Origin of the sequence: Ralstonia mannitolilytica, assembly GCF_905397375.1 — a bacterium.
GTDB lineage: Bacteria > Pseudomonadota > Gammaproteobacteria > Burkholderiales > Burkholderiaceae > Ralstonia > Ralstonia mannitolilytica.
The window spans coordinates 268,461-287,930 of sequence record NZ_CAJPVG010000004.1; the positions used below are offsets into that span (position 1 = coordinate 268,461).

General features: G+C 66.5%; 18 protein-coding genes. 7 read left to right on the forward strand and 11 right to left on the reverse strand.

The features are described from left to right. Positions 1–206: 206 nt before the first annotated feature. Together uraH and KHN96_RS11205 are read left to right on the forward strand one after the other, a co-directional pair. A complete protein-coding gene (gene uraH / locus KHN96_RS11200) occupies positions 207–560 on the forward strand; it encodes a hydroxyisourate hydrolase (protein ID WP_045787249.1) in 354 nt (117 codons plus the stop codon). 17 nt (positions 561–577) lie between these two features. Continuing rightward, positions 578–1,846: a urate hydroxylase PuuD gene (locus KHN96_RS11205; protein WP_045787248.1), complete on the forward strand. Its 1,269-nt coding sequence runs from the start codon at positions 578–580 to the stop codon at positions 1,844–1,846. 212 nt (positions 1,847–2,058) lie between these two features. On the opposite strand, the gene KHN96_RS11210 is transcribed toward KHN96_RS11205, so the two are convergent. From KHN96_RS11210 to xdhA, 6 genes are all read right to left on the reverse strand, one after another. Then, positions 2,059–2,631 (reverse strand): TMEM165/GDT1 family protein, encoded by a 573-nt coding sequence (locus KHN96_RS11210; protein ID WP_045787247.1) that lies wholly within the window; start codon positions 2,629–2,631, stop codon positions 2,059–2,061. Positions 2,632–2,721: 90 nt separating this feature from the next. Next, the gene (gene guaD / locus KHN96_RS11215) at positions 2,722–4,068 is read right to left on the reverse strand and encodes a guanine deaminase (RefSeq protein WP_244855865.1); all 1,347 of its coding nucleotides are present in this window, start codon (positions 4,066–4,068) and stop codon (positions 2,722–2,724) included. An 18-nt stretch (positions 4,069–4,086) separates the two neighbouring features. Then, entirely contained in the window at positions 4,087–5,124 is a 1,038-nt protein-coding gene (locus KHN96_RS11220; RefSeq protein ID WP_062738365.1) for an adenosine deaminase, read from the reverse strand. Between the two features lie 2 nt (positions 5,125–5,126). Next, complete coding sequence (xdhC, locus tag KHN96_RS11225) at positions 5,127–6,155, reverse strand: xanthine dehydrogenase accessory protein XdhC (protein WP_045787244.1); 1,029 nt, start codon at positions 6,153–6,155, stop codon at positions 5,127–5,129. Between the two features lie 19 nt (positions 6,156–6,174). Further along, the gene (xdhB, locus tag KHN96_RS11230; RefSeq protein WP_062738366.1) at positions 6,175–8,541 is read right to left on the reverse strand and encodes a xanthine dehydrogenase molybdopterin binding subunit; all 2,367 of its coding nucleotides are present in this window, start codon (positions 8,539–8,541) and stop codon (positions 6,175–6,177) included. A gap of 3 nt (positions 8,542–8,544) precedes the next feature. Next, positions 8,545–10,068: a xanthine dehydrogenase small subunit gene (gene xdhA / locus KHN96_RS11235; RefSeq protein ID WP_045787242.1), complete on the reverse strand. Its 1,524-nt coding sequence runs from the start codon at positions 10,066–10,068 to the stop codon at positions 8,545–8,547. Positions 10,069–10,278: 210 nt separating this feature from the next. On the opposite strand from xdhA, the gene KHN96_RS11240 reads away from it, so the two are divergent. Beyond that, positions 10,279–11,223: a LysR substrate-binding domain-containing protein gene (locus KHN96_RS11240; RefSeq protein ID WP_045787241.1), complete on the forward strand. Its 945-nt coding sequence runs from the start codon at positions 10,279–10,281 to the stop codon at positions 11,221–11,223. A gap of 34 nt (positions 11,224–11,257) precedes the next feature. On the opposite strand, the gene KHN96_RS11245 is transcribed toward KHN96_RS11240, so the two are convergent. After that, positions 11,258–12,094 (reverse strand): ABC transporter substrate-binding protein, encoded by an 837-nt coding sequence (locus KHN96_RS11245; protein ID WP_045787240.1) that lies wholly within the window; start codon positions 12,092–12,094, stop codon positions 11,258–11,260. Positions 12,095–12,251: 157 nt separating this feature from the next. Here KHN96_RS11245 and KHN96_RS11250 point away from each other — a divergent pair, with 157 nt between their 5' ends. The 4 genes from KHN96_RS11250 to KHN96_RS11265 are packed head-to-tail and all read left to right on the forward strand — an operon-like array spanning position 12,252 to position 16,984. Then, positions 12,252–13,352, forward strand: a complete 1,101-nt coding sequence (locus tag KHN96_RS11250) for a substrate-binding domain-containing protein (RefSeq protein ID WP_045787239.1) — start codon at positions 12,252–12,254, stop codon at positions 13,350–13,352. A gap of 56 nt (positions 13,353–13,408) precedes the next feature. Beyond that, positions 13,409–15,943 carry an ABC transporter permease gene (locus KHN96_RS11255; protein ID WP_062738367.1) on the forward strand — a complete coding sequence of 845 codons (2,535 nt, stop codon included), beginning with the start codon at positions 13,409–13,411 and terminating at the stop codon, positions 15,941–15,943. 21 nt (positions 15,944–15,964) lie between these two features. After that, positions 15,965–16,369 (forward strand): group II truncated hemoglobin, encoded by a 405-nt coding sequence (locus KHN96_RS11260; protein WP_045787237.1) that lies wholly within the window; start codon positions 15,965–15,967, stop codon positions 16,367–16,369. 36 nt (positions 16,370–16,405) lie between these two features. Continuing rightward, on the forward strand, positions 16,406–16,984 hold the full coding sequence (locus tag KHN96_RS11265; protein WP_045787236.1) for a DUF924 family protein: 579 nt from the start codon (positions 16,406–16,408) through the stop codon (positions 16,982–16,984). Between the two features lie 6 nt (positions 16,985–16,990). Here KHN96_RS11265 and KHN96_RS11270 read toward each other — a convergent pair whose 3' ends face one another. The 4 genes from KHN96_RS11270 to KHN96_RS11285 form a co-directional block, all read right to left on the reverse strand. Next, positions 16,991–17,587 carry a LysE family translocator gene (locus KHN96_RS11270; RefSeq protein WP_045787235.1) on the reverse strand — a complete coding sequence of 199 codons (597 nt, stop codon included), beginning with the start codon at positions 17,585–17,587 and terminating at the stop codon, positions 16,991–16,993. A gap of 8 nt (positions 17,588–17,595) precedes the next feature. Further along, positions 17,596–18,180 (reverse strand): LOG family protein, encoded by a 585-nt coding sequence (locus tag KHN96_RS11275; protein ID WP_045787234.1) that lies wholly within the window; start codon positions 18,178–18,180, stop codon positions 17,596–17,598. Further along, the gene (locus KHN96_RS11280) at positions 18,177–18,878 is read right to left on the reverse strand and encodes a TetR/AcrR family transcriptional regulator (protein ID WP_045787233.1); all 702 of its coding nucleotides are present in this window, start codon (positions 18,876–18,878) and stop codon (positions 18,177–18,179) included. Before KHN96_RS11280 ends, KHN96_RS11275 begins: the two co-directional genes overlap by 4 nt. A 127-nt stretch (positions 18,879–19,005) precedes the next feature. Next, positions 19,006–19,458: a diacylglycerol kinase gene (locus tag KHN96_RS11285; RefSeq protein ID WP_045787232.1), complete on the reverse strand. Its 453-nt coding sequence runs from the start codon at positions 19,456–19,458 to the stop codon at positions 19,006–19,008. Between the last annotated feature and the right edge of the window lie 12 nt (positions 19,459–19,470).

The following is a 19,470-nucleotide window of genomic DNA, read 5'->3' on the forward strand; positions in this document are numbered from 1 at the left end:
ACCGGAGCGAGCGACGGCTTTGCCGGCTTGGCAGGCGCCTTCCACACGAAGGCCGCAGGCGTAAACCGGCTGGACGCGCGCCGGGATGCGTGCAGTAGCACGTACCGAGCGGGCCCCGACGCCAGCCCTTGCCACACAAGGGTTCGGCGCGAGGTGCAAGTGGAGGCAGCGGCGCTTCTGAAAATTCGAACTACAGAGGAAGACAAATGGGACGCTTGACTACCCATGTGCTCGACACCGCTGCAGGCACGCCGGGCCAAAACCTGGCGATCGCCCTGTTCAAGATTGTCGACAATCAGCGCCAACCGATCAAATCGGTTCGCACCAATCACGATGGCCGTTGCGATGCGCCGCTGCTGGAAGGCGATGCGCTGCAGGCCGGCGTCTATGAGCTGGACTTCGCGGTGGGCGACTACTACCGCGCGGCCGGCGTCAAACTCCCCGAGCCCGCGTTTCTGGACGTGGTGACGCTGCGCTTCGGCGTGGCCGATACCGGCGCGCACTATCATGTGCCGCTGCTGGTGTCGCCGTGGTCGTACTCGACCTATCGCGGCAGCTGACGCACGGGGAGCGCATCATGGAAGGCTATATCCTCGACTGGGCCAACCTGCTCTTGCGTTGGCTGCACGTGATCGTCGCGATTGCGTGGATCGGCTCGTCGTTCTACTTCGTGTGGCTCGACAACAGCCTGACCAAGCCGACCGCACCGGACCTGAAGGACAAGGGCGTCGACGGCGAGCTGTGGGCTGTGCACGGCGGCGGGTTCTACAACCCGCAGAAGTACCTGCTGGCGCCGAAGCAGTTGCCCGAACATCTGCACTGGTTCTACTGGGAGTCGTACTCGACATGGATGTCGGGTTTCGCGCTGCTGACGGTGGTGTACCTGTTCAACGCCAACGTCTACATGATCGATCGCAGCATCTTCGACATGTCGGCGACGACGGCGGTGATCCTCGCGCTGGCGTTCCTGGTGGTCGGCTGGCTGGTGTACGACACGATCTGCCGCGTGTTCGGCAAGAACGACCGCGTGGTGGGCATTCTGGTTGCGATCTACGTGGTGATCGCGGCGTATGCGGCGTGCCACCTGTTCTCGGGCCGTGCAGCGTTCCTGCTGATCGGCGCGATGATCGCGACCATCATGAGCGCCAACGTGTTCTTCTGGATCATCCCGGGGCAGCGCAAGGTGGTGGCCTCGCTCAAGGCTGGCGAGAAGCCGGACCCGATCCACGGCAAGCGCGGCAAGCAGCGCAGCGTGCACAACACGTATTTCACGCTGCCGGTGCTGTTTGCGATGCTGTCGAACCACTACAGCATGACGTACGCCCACAAGTACAACTGGGCCGTGCTGGTGCTGATCATGCTGGCTGGCGTGCTGATCCGCCAGTTCTTCATCCTGAAGCACAAGGGCGTGATCAACTGGGGCTATCCGGCAGCGGGCGTGGCCGTGCTGCTCGGTGTGGCCGTATGGCTGGCACCGGTGCAGCGTCCGGCAGCGCCTGCGGCGCAAACTCAGGCAGCAGCGGCCCCGGCGGCAGCCGCAGCGGGCGGCGCTTCGGCACCCGCCGCGGCGGCTCCGGCGGCGGCTGGCGGATCGGATTTCTCCAAAGTACAGGCAGTCGTTACCGCACGGTGCTACCAATGTCACTCGGCGCATCCTACCCTGATGCCTTCGCCGGCCAAGGGCGTGCTGCTCGATACGCCGGAGCAGTTGTCCGCGCATGCGCAACTCGTCTACCAGCAGGCTGTGCAGCAGAAGCTGATGCCCCTGGGCAATGTGACGCAGATGACCGACGACGAACGCGCGATCATCGCGAAGTGGTTTGAAGGCGGCGCCAAGACGAACTGACACTTGGGCGCAAGCCACAACAGGACGGTTTATCGGAGCATGTCACGCGTTCCCTAGCGGGTGACATGACCGGTGAGGGTTGAACGGGGCTGCGGCCCCGTTTTTTTTGCCTGAAGCCTTGCAGCGGTGTTTGCTTGGCCGGCCCGATCGGCTGGTGCCTCGCCTGCGAAAGGGATGCCGGCAAGGCAGGTTCAGCGTCTCGGAATGACGACTTACTTCCCGACGCCCAGCAGTGCCAGCACCCCGAGCACCAGGAAGATCAACGCCGCGATCCGATGCACGAGCTGGATCGGCATGCGCGCCGCAAACTTGTTGCCCATCAGCACGGCCGGCACATTGGCGAGCAGCATGCCGATGGTCGTGCCTGCCACGACCGATACGACGTCATGGAAGCGCGCTGCCAATGCCACCGTGGCGATCTGCGTCTTGTCGCCCATCTCGGCAAAGAAGAACGCGACGATGGTCGTGCCCAGGATGCCCAGGCCGCGCTGCGTGCCCGAAGGCGCTTCTTCTTCATCGAGCTTGTCCGGAATCAGCATCCATCCGGCCATGGCGATGAAGCCGACGCCGAGGATCCAACGCAGGACGTTTTCACCGAGCACCTGCGTGATCCAGCCGCCGACAGCGCCGGCAAATGCATGGTTGACGAGGGTGGAGATGAAGATGCCGAGAATGATCGGCACCGGCTTGCGAAAACGCGCGGCCAGCAGGATCGACAGCAGCTGCGTCTTGTCGCCGATTTCCGCAAGCGCGACGATGCCGGTGGAGACGAGGAAGGCTTCCATGTTGTTGTGGTGTCCGGGCCGTATGCGAACCAATGACGCGCCACTGCCGGCCCTGTCCGCAGTGGGTTGTCATCGGTCTCGCCAGGCGCGTCACCGGGTGCACGGATGGCACCCTGAGTGCGGCTGACCACGCCATAACCGCCTGTCGTTGCGACGGCGGTCAAGTCTGTTGCCCAGCAGCGCCAACGAGAACAGCAGCTCTTCGAGGGTTTCAGAACGCGCGTTGCGGCGGGCCAGCAGCGGCGTGGCGGCCGGGTCCAGCACGATGAAGTCGGCTTCCGCGCCCGGCACGAAGCTGCCGATGCGGTCTTCCCAGCCCAGCGCTTCGGCGGCGCCGCGAGTGGCAAGGTAGAACATGCGCAGCGCGGTCAGGTGATAGCCGCCCATGCGTGCGACCTTGTGCGCCGTGCCCATCGTGCGCAGCATCGAGAACGAGCTGCCGCCGCCCACGTCGGTGGCCAGCGTCAGCGCCAGGCGGTGTGCATCGTTGGCGTGGAAGTCGTACAGGCCGCTGCCCAGGAACAGGTTCGACGTCGGGCAGTGCGCGACGGCGGCGCCCGATTCCGCGAGGCGTTTGCGGTCGCCGTCGTCCAGCCAGATGGCGTGGCCATAGAAGGCACCCTTGCGCAGCAGCCCGTAGCGGTCATACACATCCAGGTAGCTGCGTGCGTTCGGGAACAGCTCGGCCACCCATTTGACCTCGTCGGGATTCTCGGCGACGTGCGTCTGGATGAAGACGTCCGGGTATTGCCTGGCCAGTTCTGCGCAGGCCTGCAACTGCGCTTCACTGGAGGTCGGCGCAAAGCGCGGTGTGATGGCATAGGCCAGGCGGTCCTTGCCGTGCCAGCGCGAGATCAGGTCGGCCGTGTCGCGCGCACCGGACTCGGCTGTGTCGCGCAGGTATTCCGGGCAGTTGCGGTCCATCATCACCTTGCCGGTGATCAGACGCATGCCGCGCTGCCGGGCTGCCGTGAACAGTGTCTCGGCGGAGCCGCGATGCACCGTGCTCCAGACCATCGCGCTCGTCGTGCCGTTGCGCAGCAGTTCGTCGAGGAAGAACGAGGCGACGCCGGCGGCGTACTGCTCGCTCTCGAAGCGGCGCTCTTCGGGAAAGGTGTACGTCTCCAGCCAATGCAGCAGGCCCGGCGACGGCGACGCGATCATGTCCGTCTGCGGGAAGTGGATGTGCGTGTCGATGAAACCCGGCACGATCAGCTTGCCGCTGTGGTCGTGCAGCTGCGTGCCGGCGGGCAGGCCCTCGCGCAGTGCGGCGTAGCCGCCCGCCTGCAGTACCTTGCCGCCTGAAACCACCAGCAGGCCGTCCTCCCAATACTCATAGGCATCGCGCTCGCGATACTGCGGATCGTGCAGGAAATGCAGCACGCGGCCGCGGTAGGCGTGAACGGTGGCGTTTGAGTTTGGAGGCATCTTGGTCATTCGTCGTCTCGTGGGGTTTCAGTGGGTGGCGTTCCAGTGGACGTCCACCGCGTTCAGCCACAGGGCTTTGTCCTGCTTGGGCAGGAAGGACGCCTCGAAGCTGTTGCGCGCGAGCGTGTGGGCATCGGCAGCGCTCAGGTCGAGGGCGTCGAAGGTGGCGAGCCAGTTGGCGTTCATGTAGCCGCCGAAGTAGGCCGGGTCATCGGAGTGCAGCGTCACTGCGCAGCCGGCGTTCAGCAATTGCTTGAGCGAGTGGTCGCGCAGGTCGGGGTAGACCTTCAGCTTTTCGTTCGACAGCGGGCAGACCGTCAGCGCGATGCGCTCGGCGGCGAGGCGCCTGACCAGTGCCGCGTCGTCGATGGCGCGCACGCCGTGGTCGATGCGCTCCACCTTCAGGATGTCGAGCGCGTCGGTCACGTACTGCGCGGGGCCTTCCTCACCGGCGTGGGCGACCAGGCGCAGGCCGAGTTCCTTGCAGCGTGCGAAGACACGCGCGAACTTCTCGGGCGGGTTGCCGCGTTCCGACGAATCGAGCCCCACACCGATGATGCGGTTGGCCGGGTCCTGGATGTACGGCAGGGCGGCTTCCAGCGTAGTGAATGCGTCTTCCTCGCTCAGGTGGCGCAGGAAGCAGAGGATCAGCCGGCTGGAAAAACCATGCTGGCGCTCGGCGTCGTCCAGCGCGCGGACGATGCCACCGATGACCACGTGCATCGGCACGTTGCGCGCGGTGTGGGTCTGCGGGTCGAAGAAGATCTCGGCGTGGCGGACGTTGTCGGCCACGGCACGCGCCACATAGGCGGCGGTCATGTCGTAGAAATCCTGCTCGGTGAGCAGCACGCTTGCGCCCGCGTAGTACAGGTCGAGGAACGATTGCAGGTCGTCGAAGGCATACGCCGCGCGCACTTCCTCGACGGAGGCATACGGCAGCTTGACGCCGTTGCGCTCGGCCAGCGCGAACATCAGTTCGGGTTCGAGCGAGCCTTCGATGTGGATGTGCAGTTCGGCCTTCGGGCTGGTGGCGATGCGTTCGGCAAGGGCTGGCGAGATCGGCATGATCAGACTGGCGTAGGAGTGCGGTAGGGGACTATCGCGCCGCCGCTGGCAGTGGTGAGCGCGTGCTGTTGCAGCTCTCGCACCTGCAGCAGTTGCGCGACGACGGAGACCGCAATGATATCCGGCGCCTTGTCGGCGATGCCAGCAATCCCAATCGGGCAGACCATTTCCGGCAGGCGTGCGGGGTCGACGCCGTGTTCGACCATGCGGTGCTCGAAGCGGGCGCGCTTGGTCTTGGAGCCGATGAGACCGAAGTAGGCGAAGTCCGTGCGGCGCATGATGCGTTCGCACAGCGCGAGGTCCAGCGCATGGTTGTGCGTCATGACCAGGAAGTAGCTGCCGGCCGGCGCGTGGTCGATCACGGCTTCCGGCGTATCGCTGGCTTCGATGACGACGTTCGGCGGTACATCGGCGGGGAACATCGCGTCGCGCTCGTCCACCCATGTCACGCGGCAGGGCAGGTTGGCCAGCGCGCGCACGATGGCGTGGCCGACATGGCCCGCGCCGCACAGCACGATCGACATGTCGGGCGGCAGGATGGTCTGCGTGAAGCCCACCGCATCGAACTGCACGCCGGCCGCCGCGGCATCGCCAATGGCGGCCGTGACGGGCACCGACGGGTCGGCCGATACGGAACGGCGCAGGCTGCGACGCTGGCGCATGGCGTCATCGGCCAGGGCGATCCACTGCGCATCGCGCGCATCGAGCCGTTCGAGCGACAGGCGCACCACGCCGCCGCAACACTGGCCGAGCGCGGGCCCAAGCGGGATGCGCACGAACTGGCGGCGCGCTTCGCCGCTGGCTTCGTGCGCCGCCATCATCGCCTGGGCGATCTCCATCGCGCGCCATTCGAGGTGGCCGCCGCCGATGGTGCCGAAGAAGCCGTCCGCGCACACCAGCATGAGCGTGCCCGCCTCACGCGGGGCGGAGCCCTGCACGTCCGTCACCGTGACCAGTACGCACGGCTGCCCCGCCTGCACGGTGGCCAGCACGTCGGCAAAGCGGAAGGGGCGCAGTTGTGTGTGGTCCATGGTGGCCTCGGTCTCGGGCTCAGACGGTCAGCGGGGCGCTGCGGATCGCGTCGATGGCCTTGAGGATTTCCTCGCACGTGGCCGGCGCGTTCAGCGGCGGATTGGTGCGGCCGTCGCCCACGGCGGCCACCGCGTCGCGAATGGCGAAGAATACCGAGAACGGCAGCAGCAGCGGGGGCTCGCCCAACGCCTTGGAGCGGTGGATGCTGTCTTCCACGTTGGCGTTGTTGAACAAGCGCACGCGGAAATCCGGCGGGCAGTCGTTGACGGTCGGGATCTTGTAGGTGGACGGCGCATGCGTCATCAGCTTGCCGTTCTTGTTCCACCACAGTTCTTCGGTCGTCAGCCAGCCCATGCCCTGGATGAACGCGCCTTCCACCTGGCCAATGTCGATGGCCGGGTTGATCGAGCGGCCGGCGTCGTGCAGCACATCGGCGCGCAGCAGGCGCCATTCGCCGGTCAGCGTATCGACCACCACTTCCGACACTGCTGCGCCATAGGCGTAGTAGTAGAACGGACGGCCCTGCAGCCTGGCCTGGTCCCAGTGCAGCTTGGGCGTGGCGTAGAAGCCGTCCGACCACAACTGCACGCGCGCGATGTAGGCAAGGCGGATCAGTTCGTCGAACGGCACGCGGCGTGGCCCGATCTCCACCTGGTCGGCCACGAACGCGACGCTGCTGGCAGGTACGTTGTAGTGCTGCGCGGCAAATGCGGTGAGACGCTCGCGGATCTGGCGGGCGGCATCCTGCGCGGCCTTGCCGTTCAGGTCGCTGCCCGTGGACGCGGCGGTGGCCGAGGTGTTGGCGACCTTGCTGGTGTCCGTGGCCGTGACGCGAATGCGCGTGAACGCCACGCCCAGTTCGTGCGCGACCACCTGCGCAACCTTCGTGTTCAGGCCCTGGCCCATTTCCGTGCCGCCGTGGTTCACCAGGATCGAGCCATCGTTGTACACGTGCACGAGCGCGCCGGCCTGGTTGAAGTGCTTCACGTTGAACGAGATGCCGAACTTCACGGGCGTGAGCGCCAGGCCGCGCTTGAGCACCGGGCTCGTCGCGTTGAATGCGCGGACGGCCTCGCGGCGCGCCCGGTACTCCGACGACGCTTCGAGCTCGTCGAGCAGTTCGTGGATGACGTTGTCTTCCACCGTCTGGCCGTACGGCGTGACGTTGTTCGTGGTCTTGCCGTACAGGTTGGCGCGCCGCACGTCGAGCGGGTCCTTGCCGAGGGCGCGCGCGATGTTGTCCATGATGTACTCGATGGCAAACGCGCCCTGCGGGCCGCCAAAACCGCGGAAGGCGGTGTTCGACTGCGTGTTGGTGCGCGCACAGAAGCCGTCGATCTCCACTTCCGGCAGCCAGTAGGCGTTGTCGAAGTGGCAGATGGCGCGCGTCATCACGGGGCCGGACAGGTCGGCCGAGAACCCGGCGCGCGAGGTCATGTCGACCTTCACGCCCTGGATGCGGCCGTCGTCGTCGTAGCCGGCCTCGTAGGCGAAACGGAAGTCGTGCCGCTTGCCGGTGATCATCATGTCGTCGTCGCGGTCCGGACGCAGCTTCACCGGGCAGGCGAGCTTCCAGGCCGCGAGCGCGGCGCAGCAGGCAAACAGGCCCGACTGCGACTCCTTGCCGCCAAAGCCGCCTCCCATGCGGCGGCATTCGACCTGCACCTGGTTGGCGTGCCAGCCCAGCATGTGCGACACCATGTGTTGCATCTCGGTCGGATGCTGCGTGGAGCACCACACGTGCATGCCGTTGTCTTCCTTCGGCACCGCGTACGAGATCTGGCCTTCCAGATAGAACTGCTCCTGGCCGCCCAGCGACATGTGGCCCGCTTCAGCGTGGGGCGCAGCGGCGATGCGCGCAGCGGGTTCGCCGCGCTTGAGGTGCATCGGCGGCAGCACGGATTTGCCGGCGGCGCGGGCTTCTTCGGGGGTGAGGAGCGCGGGCAGCACTTCGTACTCGATCTGGCCCAGGCGTGCCGCGCGGCGCGCCGCATCGTGCGACGTGGCTACCACGATGAACATCGGCTGGCCGACAAAGTGCACCGTGTCGGTGGCCAGGATCGGATCGTCGTGGATGATCGGGCCGCAATCGTTCGTGCCCGGAATATCGGCCGACGTGAATACCGCCACCACGCCCGGCGCCGCTTTCACGCGCTCGAGGTCCATGTTGACGATGCGCGCATGCGCCTGCGTGCTCATGCCCAGTGCCGCGTGCAGCGTGCCGGCCAGCTCGGGGATGTCGTCGGTATAGGTGGCGGTGCCGGCCACATGCAGGTGCGCGGATTCATGCGGGCGCGAGATGCCGACCACGGCACCGCGCTGGTCGGGCATCGCCGCCGCGATGTCGGCTTCCGCCAGCAGGAAAGCTTCGGTTTGCTTGTTCATGTCTCAGGCAGCGGTGAGGGTGTTCAGTTCGACCGCGCGCACATTGATCTGTTCGGGCGCGAGCGGCCCGTCGGCGCGGGTTTCCAGCCAGAAGCGGTACACCGTGTTGGCCGCCGAGATGCGGCGGTAGTTGTCCGTGGCGCGCATGTCGGTCAGCGGCGTGTAGTCGCGCGACATGGCTGCCATGGCCGCCCGCACGGTCGCTTCGTTCCACGGCTGCCCGATGATGGCGTTCTCGGTTTCGGTCGCACGCTTGGACGTTGCGGCCATGCCGCCGTAGGCGATGCGCGCGCTGCGGACGCGGGTTTCGCCATCCTGGTCGTCCAGCTCGATCGCGAGCGCCGCGCACACGGCTGAGATGTCTTCGTCAAAGCGCTTGGACAGCTTGTACGTGCGGAAGCGCAGCGCATCGCGGCCCTCGCGTGCCGGAATGCGCAGGCCGGCCACGAACTCGCCGTCTTCCATCGCGTTCTTCTGGTAAGCCAGGTACAGGTCTTCGAGCGGCAGCTCGCGGCGGGCTTCCCCGCGCTGCAGCACGACCCGCGTGCCAAGGGCGATGAGGGCTGGGGCCGAATCCCCGATCGGCGAGCCGTTGGCGATGTTGCCGCCCAGCGTCCCGGCGTTGCGGATCGGCAGCGAGGCGAAGCGCTTCCACAGTTCGGTCAGCTCCGGGTAGTCCTGGGCGAGGAAGCCGTAGGCCGCCTCCAGCGACACCGCGGCGCCGACCTCGATCCAGCCGTCGCGCTTTTCCAGTGCGTACAGGTCGGCCACCTGCCCGATGTACAGGATGTCGCCCAGCTCGCGGAACTGCTTCGTGACCCACAGGCCCACGTCGGTGCTGCCGGCGAGGATGCGGATGTCCGGGTGCGCAGCCTTGATGGCGGCGAATGCCGAGACGGTGCGTGGGGCGTAGAAGCGCGGCGCGTTCTCGACACCGGCGGGGGCGTAGGCGAAGGTGTCCTTGCGCTGCAGGTTGCGCAGCGTTTCAGCCAGCTGAGTGCGGTCGATGCCGGCCGGCGCGGGCAGCTCGAACATGCGTTCGCCCGCGTCGATGATCGGCCGGTAGCCGGTGCAGCGGCACAGGTTGCCCGTGAGCGAATCGCAGATGGCCTGGCGGGACGGCGGCGCGTTGCTGCCGGTGTTCTCGTACAGCGCGTAGAGCGACATCACGAAGCCCGGGGTGCAGAAGCCGCACTGCGAGCCGTGGCACTCGACCATCGCCTGCTGCACCGGGTGCAGCGAGCCATCCTTGCTGCGCACGTCTTCCACCGTGAACAGCGCCTTGCCATCGAGCGTGGGCAGGAACTGGATGCAGGCGTTGACAGCCTTCAGGCCGACGCTGCCGTCTGCCTGCAGCTCGCCGAGCACGACGGTACATGCACCGCAATCGCCCTCGGCACACCCTTCCTTGGTGCCTGTGCAGTGCGCGTCTTCACGCAGGTATTGAAGCACCGTCCGGGTGATCGGCGCGTCTGAAACGGTGCGCACCTGGCCGCGGTGGAAGAAGCGGATGGGCTGAGTCTCCATGGGGTCTACGCGTGTTTGTGTGTATGACGGAACCATAGCACCGGGTCAGGAATGCAATATTTGGCCCAGGTGATAACCCGCATCGGAAAGCCAAAATCCGGGGTATACCCGTCGGTAGTGGTCTGGCGGCGCGGCGTGCAAGTGACATACACTCACAGCGTCCCTCAGCCCGTTTTTGTCGGTACGGCGTCGCCCGTGCCCGGTGTCCACATGCACGGCAAAGATCACCTCGATACGTACCTCCTGCGCGTTCTGTACACGCTGCTCACCGAGCAGAGCGTGACCCGTACGGCCGTCAAGCTTGGCCAGTCGCAGCCGGCGATCAGCAATACCCTCAAGCGGCTGCGCGAGATCACCGGGGACGCCATCCTCGTGCGCGGCAAGAACGGCATGGTGCCCACCGAGCGCGGCCACGAGCTGCTCACGCTGGCGCAGCAAAGCCTGGAGGCGATGGAGCGCATCGCCCGGCCGTCGCAGGAGTTCGACCCGGGCAACACGACGCGCACGTTCCACCTGGGGGCGCCCGATTACCTCGACGCGTTCTTCCTCCCCAACATCGTGGAGCGCCTGCGCAAGCACGCACCGCAGGCCAAGCTGGTGGTGCATCCGCTCAATGCCGGTGTGGATTACCTCGCCGCGCTCGAGCAGGGCGGCATGGATCTGGTGATCGGCAACTGGCTCTCGCCGCCCGAGCATCTGCATATTTCACCGCTGTTCGACGACGAGGTGGTCTGCATGCTCGGTGCACAGCACCCCCTGGCGCGCAAGGGCATCTCGCTCAAGCACTATGTCGAGATGCCGCATCTCGCGCCGGCTCCGTATGCGGCGATGCAGCGCAGCATGATCGATCAGGCACTTGCAGAGCAGGGTTTGAAGCGGCAGATCCAGGTGTCGCTGCCGTATTTCGGGCTGGTGCCGTATGTCCTGATGCGCACCGATCTGGTGTTCACGACCGGCCGGCAATTTGCCGCGCATTGCGCGCAGTACCTGCCGATCCGCATCCTGCCCACGCCCGTGGCGTTCCCGAAGATGCGTTTCTACCAGCTGTGGCACGAGCGCAGCCACGCCGCACCCGACGTGATGTGGCTGCGCCGCATGATCGGCGAGGTCGCGGCGGAGCTGCCGCAGCATCCGCAATTGGAAACGGCGGCCTGAGCCGCCGTTCCGTCAGTCGCCGCTTGCGCCTGCGTCACTTGCCGCCGGCGAGCGCCTTTCCGTAGTTCGGGAAGAACACCTGCTCGCCGTTCACCTTGAAGTCGGCAATGGCCTGTTGGCCAGCCGGCGAGGTGATCCATTCGATGAGTTTCGTGGCGTCGGTGTAGTTGATGCCCGCGTGCTTCGCCGGGTTGACCGCAATGATGCCGTACGGGTTGAACATGCGCGGATCGCCGGCCAGCACGATGTCGAGGCCGGTCTTGGCGCGGTAGGCGCCGTAGGTGGCGCGGTCCGACAGCGTGTAGGCGTTCATCTGGGCGGCCATGTTCAGCACCTCGCCCATTCCCAGGCCGGCGCTCACGTACCACGGCTTGCCCTTCGGGTCGATGTCGGCGGATTTCCAGTAGGCCTTTTCCATGACGTCGGTGCCGGAGTTGTCTGCGCGCGAGATGAACTTCGCGTTGGCCCTGGCGATGGTCTCCATGCCCTGGATCACGTTCTTCTGACCCCGCACGCGGGCCGGGTCGGCGGCCGGGCCGACGAGGATGAAGTCGTTGTACATCACGTCGCGCCGGTCGATGCCGCCGCCGGACGCAACAAAGGCATCCTCGAGCGGACGGGCGTGCACCAGCACCACGTCGACGTCGCCCGATTCTCCGAGCTTGACTGCCTTGCCCGTGCCAACGGCAATCACGTGCACATGGACGCCCGTGGCGGCCTCGAACTTGGGGAGCAGGACTTTGAGCAGGCCCGAGTTTTCCGTGCTCGTGGTGGTGGCCATGCGGAGCTCGCCAGCATATGCGGCCGTGGCGGCGGCCAATGTCAGGCAGAGTATCGCAGGCAGCCGAAGGGTTTTGAGGAATCCGGGCATGGTGTCAGGGTCATGTGGAACACGTGGACGCTTTATGTCGAATGCTGCATGATTGCGGCAATTCGGGGACGGCCGGCGGCCACCATGCGCCCGCCCCAGAATCCGAGGCATTGTTCTCTGGGGCCGCGGTCGAAGTAAATAGGAAATCTTTAACATAATGGCGTTCCAGTTTGAGGTCTTTCCGGTGATCGGGCCGGACGATAATCCGCGCGCTAACGGCAAGGTGTTCCAGTTGCTGCGCGCCGTGCGGGAAACCGGCTCCCTGCATCGGGCCGCGAAGCAGGTCGGGTTGTCGTACCGGCACGCCTGGGGCGTCATGCGATCGTGGGAAGAGATGCTCGGGCGCACCTTGCTCGACATGGAGCGCGGCCGGGGCGCGTCGCTCACACTGTTTGGCGAGCGCCTGCTGCGCGCCGAGATGCGGTTGCGCGAGCAGCTCGACCCCGCGCTGCGGCAAGCCATGGGGCAGTTCCTGTCGGAGCTCGACGACGCCTCGCAGTCGCAGGCGCGCATCCGTTTTTCGGGCAGCCACGATCCGGCCGTCGAGGTGCTTGCCCAGACGCTGGCCGCGCATGGCAACGGCGCGCACCTGGACACCGTCTTCTGCAGCGCCGTCGAGGGGCTGATCTGCCTGCAGGAAAAGCAGTGCGAGGTGGCCGGCTTCTATGTGGCGCCGCAGCAGGGCGCCGGCTCGATCGCGCATCAGACCCTGCGCAAATGGCTGCGGCCCACTGCCGTGCGCCTGATCGCATTGGCCGACCGGGAGCAGGGGCTGATGATGTCGGCCGACTGGGCCGGCAAGGTACAGTCGTTGAGCGACCTGGCGCGCACCCAGGCGCGTTTCATCAACCGCCAGCGCAGCTCCGGCACGCGTCTGCTGTTCGATCAGCTGCTGGTTGCGGCGGGGTTGTACCCTGATCAGATCAACGGCTACGACGAACAGGAGTTTTCCAGCGACAAGATCGCCGTGGCCGTGCAGGAGGGCCGCGCGGACGTCGGCTTCGGGCTGCGTCCGGGGGCCGAGGCGCACGGGCTGCATTTCGTGCCGCTGACGCGCGAGACGTATTACCTCGCGGTGCGCCGCAACGACGCCCTGGCGCCGTGGGTGCGCGAACTCATGGAGCGCATCGGCCAGCCGGCCTTCCGCGAAGGGCTCGGTCATCTTGCCGGCTATCGCGCGACCGAACATGTCGCGTTGCTCACGGCTGACGAAGCGCTGCCGTGGCACGTCGACGAGGCGCGCACGCCTGCCCACTGAAGTCATGCGAACATGGCGGGGTCTGCGCGACGCCGCGCCCCGTTCCCGTGTTGCCCATGCTCCGTTTTTCCGTCTGGACCCAAGCCTTGCGCATGCTGCGCCGCGACTGGCGCGCCGGCGAGCTGAACCTGCTGCTCATCGCCCTGGTGCTGGCGGTGGCTGCGCTGGCGTCGGTCAGTTTCCTGGCCGATCGCATGCATGCCGGCCTGGAGCGCGATGCGCGTCAGCTGATCGGCGCCGATGTGCTCGTGGTGTCCGATCAGCCGTTGCCGCCCGACATCGAGGCGCATGCCCGCGCCGGCGGCCTGCAGGTCGCGCATACGGCCACCTTCCCCAGCATGGCCAGCACGCTCACCAACACGTCTTCCGGCGAGCCGGCATCGCAACTGGCGGCCATCAAGGCCGTCGATGCGGGCTACCCGCTGCGCGGCACGCTCAAGGTCAGCGACGACGCGCGCGACCCGGCCGGCGCGCCCATCCGCGGCATTCCGGCCGCCGGCACGGTGTGGGTCGATGCGCCGCTGCTCGAAGCGCTCGGCATTCGCGTGGGCGACGCCATCCGCCTCGGCACACGCTCGTTCCGCGTCGCTCACGTCATCACGCAGGAGCTCGATCGCGGCGCCGGCTTCATGAACTTTGCTCCGCGCGTGATGCTGCCCATGGCCGATCTGCCTTCCACGGGGCTGGTTACGTATGGCAGCCGCGTCACGTACCGGCTGCTGGTGGCAGGCCCGGATGCGGCGGCCAATGCGTTCCGCACGTGGGCCGAAAACGCGCTGAAGACCCGCGGGCTGCGCGGCGTGCGCGTCGAATCGCTGCAGAACGGTCAGCCGCAGATGCGCGAAACGCTGGACCGCGCGGAACGCTTCCTCTCGCTCGTCGCGCTGCTGGCGGCCATGATCGCCGCGGTGGCCATCACCATGGCGGCGCGCCGCTATACCGCGCGGCATACCGATGCGGTGGCGGTCATCAAGTGCCTGGGCCTGAAGCAGGGGCAGATTCTGGGCACGTTCGCGCTGGAGTTTCTGCTGATCGGCGTGCTGGGCTCCGCGGTCGGCGTGGCGCTTGGCTATGGCGCGCACTGGCTGCTGCTCGCGTCGCTTGGCGATCTGGTCACGGTCTCGCTGCCTGCGCCGTCTGCATGGCCGGCTGTGGTGGGTTTGGCAGCGGGTCTCGTGCTGCTGGTCGGTTTTGCCGTGCCGCCGTTGCTCGGCCTGGTGCGGGTGCCGCCGCTGCGCGTGTTGCGGCGCGATGTGGCTGAGCGCGCAGTCGCCGCATGGGTCGGGTATGCGCTGGGCGCGGCGGCTTTCTTTGCCCTGCTCGTGGTCTCTGCGCGCGACGTGAAGCTCGGGGCGCTGACGGCGGCGGGCTTTGCGGGGGCGATTCTGGTGTTTGCGCTGCTGGCCGCCGCGGGCCTGCGCGGGCTCGCCGTATCGCTGGGCCGAGGGCGCGCGCTGGGCGTGGGCTGGCGCTTTGCGCTGGCCGTGCTGGAGCGCCGTCGTGGCGTCAGCGTGCTGCAGACGGTGGCCCTCGCGGTGGGGCTGATGGCGTTGCTGCTGCTCGCCATGACGCGCAATGACCTGATCCGTTCGTGGCACAACGCCACGCCGGCCGACGCGCCAAATCGCTTCATCATCAACATCCAGCCGGACCAGGTCGAGCCGGTCACGCAGGCGCTGGCGCAGGCCGGCGTGGCGGCGCCAAGGCTCTATCCGATGGTGCGCGGGCGCCTGACGCAGGTGAACGGGCAGGCCATCAATGGCCAGACCTACGCTGAATCCCGTGCGCGCAATCTGGTCGAGCGCGAATTCAATCTCTCCTACGCGACCGAGCAGCCTCCCGAGAACCGTATCGTCTCCGGGCAGTGGTTCAGCGGCCAGAAGCCGGAAGCGTCGGTGGAAGAGGGCATCGCCAAGACGCTGAACCTGCGCGTGGGCGACGTGCTGCGTTTCGACGTGGGCGGCCAGCCGGTGGACGCGCCCATCACGTCATTGCGCAAGCTCGACTGGAGCTCGATGCGCGTGAACTTCTTCGTGATCCTGCCGCCCGTGGCGCTGCGCGACATGCCGCAGACGTACGTGACAGCGTTCCGCATTCCCGCCGGCCAGGCCGATCTGCCGGCCAGGCTGGTGCGCGAGTTTCCGAACCTGACGGTGGTCGATACCGAGCTGATCCTGAACCAGGTGCAGGGCGTGCTGGACCAGGTGACCGCGGCGGTGGAGTTCCTGTTCGTGTTCACGCTGGCGGCCGGTGTGCTGGTGCTCTATGCCGCGCTCTCGGGCTCGCGCGACGAGCGCCTGCGCGATGCCGGCGTGCTGCGGGCGCTCGGTGCGGGCTCCGGCGTGGTCCGCCAGACGCAATACGCCGAGGTGCTGATCGTCGGCGGCCTCGCGGGCTTGATGGCCGGCGTGGGCGCCATCGCCATCGGCTGGGTGCTGTCGGCGTATGTGTTCGATTTTCCGTATCGTTTCAACCCGGCGATCTTGCCGGTGGGCATCCTTGGCGGCATGGCCTGTGCCTTTGCCGGCGGGTGGCTCGGCCTGCGCGACGTGCTGCGCCGCCCTGCCATGGCCACCTTGCGCGATGCCTGACTCTCTTCACGTGATGGCTGTATGACAGATGCAACTGCCGGCCAGGAAACCCTGGCCTTTGACCTCATCGGCGGCGAGGCGCGCGTGCGCGAACTCGTCGACCGCTTTTACGACCTGATGGACCTCGAGCCCCAGTTCGCGGTGCTGCGCGCGCTGCATCCGCAAAGCCTCGAGGGCTCGCGCGACAAGCTTTTCTGGTTCCTCTGCGGCTGGCTTGGCGGGCCGAACCACTACATCGAGCGCTTCGGTCATCCGCGCCTGCGTGCACGGCACCTGCCGTTTGAGATCGGCACGCAGGAGCGTGACCAGTGGATGCGCTGCATGGCGCTGGCCATGCAAGACCTCGGTCTGGACGAAGCGCTGCAGATGCGCCTGATGCAGGCCTTCTGGCAAACCGCCGACTGGATGCGCAACGTGCCGCGCTGAACGGCCCATCACAAGAACGATTCGAGGAGACTTTCCATGATCGGCTTGCCCACTGCCGACGACGTGCTTGCGTTCTGGTTCGGCAACGCACCGCTGCACGCACCGCGGCCGGAATGGTTCGCGAAGTCCGACGCTTACGATGCCCAGATCCGCACGCGCTTCCTGCCGCTGTGGGAGGCCCTCTCGAGCGGAGGCGCCGACACGTGGATGGACACGCCGCTGGAAGCCATTGCGCGCATCGTGGTGCTCGACCAGTTCCCGCGCAACATGTTCCGCAATACCGCACGCGCATTTGCGAGCGACACGGCAGCGCTGCATACCGCGCAGATCGTCGTGGCTGCCGGCTGGGATGCGCAGTTGCCGACGCGCTTTCACCGGACGTTCTGCTACCTGCCGTTCGAGCACAGCGAATCGCTGGCCATGCAGGACGAGTCCATCCGGCTCTACACGCGCTTGCGCGACGAGGAAGGCGATGCCGACCCGCTCGTCTGGGCGGAAAAGCACCGCGAGATCATTGCGCGCTTCGGGCGCTTTCCGCATCGGAATGCGGCACTCGGGCGCACGTCGACGCCCGAGGAGGTGGCGTTCCTGGCGCAGCCGGGCTCCTCGTTCTAGGCGCGATCAGCGCGCCAGCACGGAATACATGAGCGTGCCGGAGAACGCCAGCAGCACGAGCGACGCACCACGCAGCAGCGTGGGCGTATGCGGCGCCCAGCTGCGGCGGGCCGTCAACAGCACGCCGAGATACGACCAGCCGACCGCGATCGGCACCAGCACGACGAGGAACGACGCGATCGTCCACGCAAAATACTGCGCCGACCGGAAGGCCTCGAGCGGAAACAGCGTACTGGCAAACAGCAGGGCCTTCGGGTTCATCAGCGTGGTGAAGAACATGTCGCGAAAGCTGACGGGGCTGGCCGTGACATGTTGCAGCGCCTTGCTCTGGCGCCATATCTTCGCGGCCAGGTAGACGATGTAGGCCGACGCGATGAGCTTGATGCCCATCGGCAGCCACGGCCGGTCGGCCGACACCGCGCTGAGGAAGAAGCCCCAAAGCGCGATGCCCAGCACATAGCCAAGCGCTTCCGCGGCGATGAGCGGGCTGGTCCGCCGCACCCCGACCTTGAGCCCCGACGACAACAGCAGCGTGTTGGTCGGCCCCGGCACGATGAGGACCAATGACACGTACAGTGCCATCCTGAGCAAGGTGTCCGGCATGTCGCGGCTTACGTGCGCTCGCGGCGCTCGGACCACTTGTCGACGGTTTCGCGCGGCGCGCGGGCGAGCATGTCGATCAGTTCGGCAGGATCGGTGCTCACGTGGAGCAGGTTGGCGTGATGGCGCTTGAGGAAACCCTCGTGCACGGCGTGGTCGATGAACGCGAGCAGCTTGTCGTAGAAGCCCGCCACGTTGAGCAGGCCGATCGGCTTGTTGTGGTAGCCGAGCTGCAGCCACGTGAAGGTTTCGAACAGCTCTTCGTATGTGCCCACGCCGCCGGGCATGGCGATGAACGCGTCGGCGCGGTCGGCCATCATCTGCTTGCGCTGGTGCATGCTGTCAACGATGTGCAGCTCGGTCAGATCCTTGTGGCCAACCTCCTTGCGCACCAGCGATTTCGGGATGATGCCGATGACGGGGGCGCCGCCCTGCAGGACCGCATCGGCCACGATACCCATCAGGCCGACGTTGCCGCCGCCGTAGACCAGCGTGAGGCCACGCTCGGCCATTTCGTTGCCCAACGCGATGGCGTTGGCCTTGTATTCCGGGCGCTCGCCCGGGCTGGAACCGCAATAGACGCAGATCGATTTCATTGTGCAGGGTGGCTGGTGTCGAGCGGCGGATCGTTGCTGCGGCTGACCGCCAGCAGATCGAAGGCACGCCGCGGCTTGCCGCGCAGGTAGGGCGCGAGGATGGAAAGGATGTGGTAGCTCGCACCGTGCAGGTGGTCGCGGATGGCGTTCGGGTCGTTGTACTGGCGCGGGTGCTGCACGAACTGGAACGACAGCCAGTAGGTCGCCACCACGACGATGTTGGTGCACATGACGTCGACCTGCTCGGGCGTGGCTTCCATCTCGCCGTCTTCGATGAACTGATGGCAGATGTCCATCGCGAAGTGGCGCTTCTGCTCGACGATGCGCTTGAAGTTCAGCTCCAGCATGCGGTTGCGCGCAAGCAGGTCGTTGATGTCGCGGTACAGGAAGCGGTAGTTCCACAGGAACTCCGACATGTACTGCAGGTAGCCCCACGTCTCGTCGAGCGTGGCCTTGTGGTCGTCGGGCAGCTTCAGGCGACGGCTCATCTCCTGCTCGAACTGCACGAAGATCGAGTTGATGATGTCGTCCTTGTTGCGGAAGTGGTAGTACAGGTTGCCCGGGCTGATCTCGAGCTCTTCGGCGATCGTCGTGGTCGTGACGTTGGGCTCGCCCAGTTCGTTGAACAGGCGCAGCGACACCTCGAGGATGCGATCGCGCGTGCGGCGGGGGCCGGTGGAGTGCTGCTTGGTTTCCATTGAACTGCCAAGGCCGGTGGCCCTGTCTCCGTGGCATGTAGGTGCCCGGATTATAAGAGATCGTGCTGCGGCAACGACGCCCCACCCGCAGCGGGCGCGGCGCCGCCGAACGTTGTCGTGCCGCTTTTCAGCGCAGCAGCGACGCGATCCACGGCCAGGCGATGGCCGCCCACGTGCCCACGCACAGCAGCAGGGCCAGCATGACGGCCGCGCTGCCGAAATCCTTCGCACGCTTGGACAGGCCATGCTGCTCGAGCGAGATGCGATCGACTGCCGCCTCCACGCTCGAATTGAGCAGCTCGACGATGAGCACCAGTACCAGAGTGCCGATCATCATGATGCGCTCCACCACCGTGGCCGGGATGACGAACGCACACGGCAGCAGGATCGCGCACAGCGTCAGCTCCTGGCGGAACGCGCTTTCCTCGTCAATGGCGAAGCGGATGCCGCTGATGGAATTCTTGAGCGCAAACCACGCGCGCGTGATGCCGCGATTGCCCTTGTGCGGGTTGTCGGCGGGCGAATACGCATCCGCCGCAGAAGGCGCCGGCGGCCGTTCCGGCGGGGAGGTCGGCTTCATGGAACGCAAGAC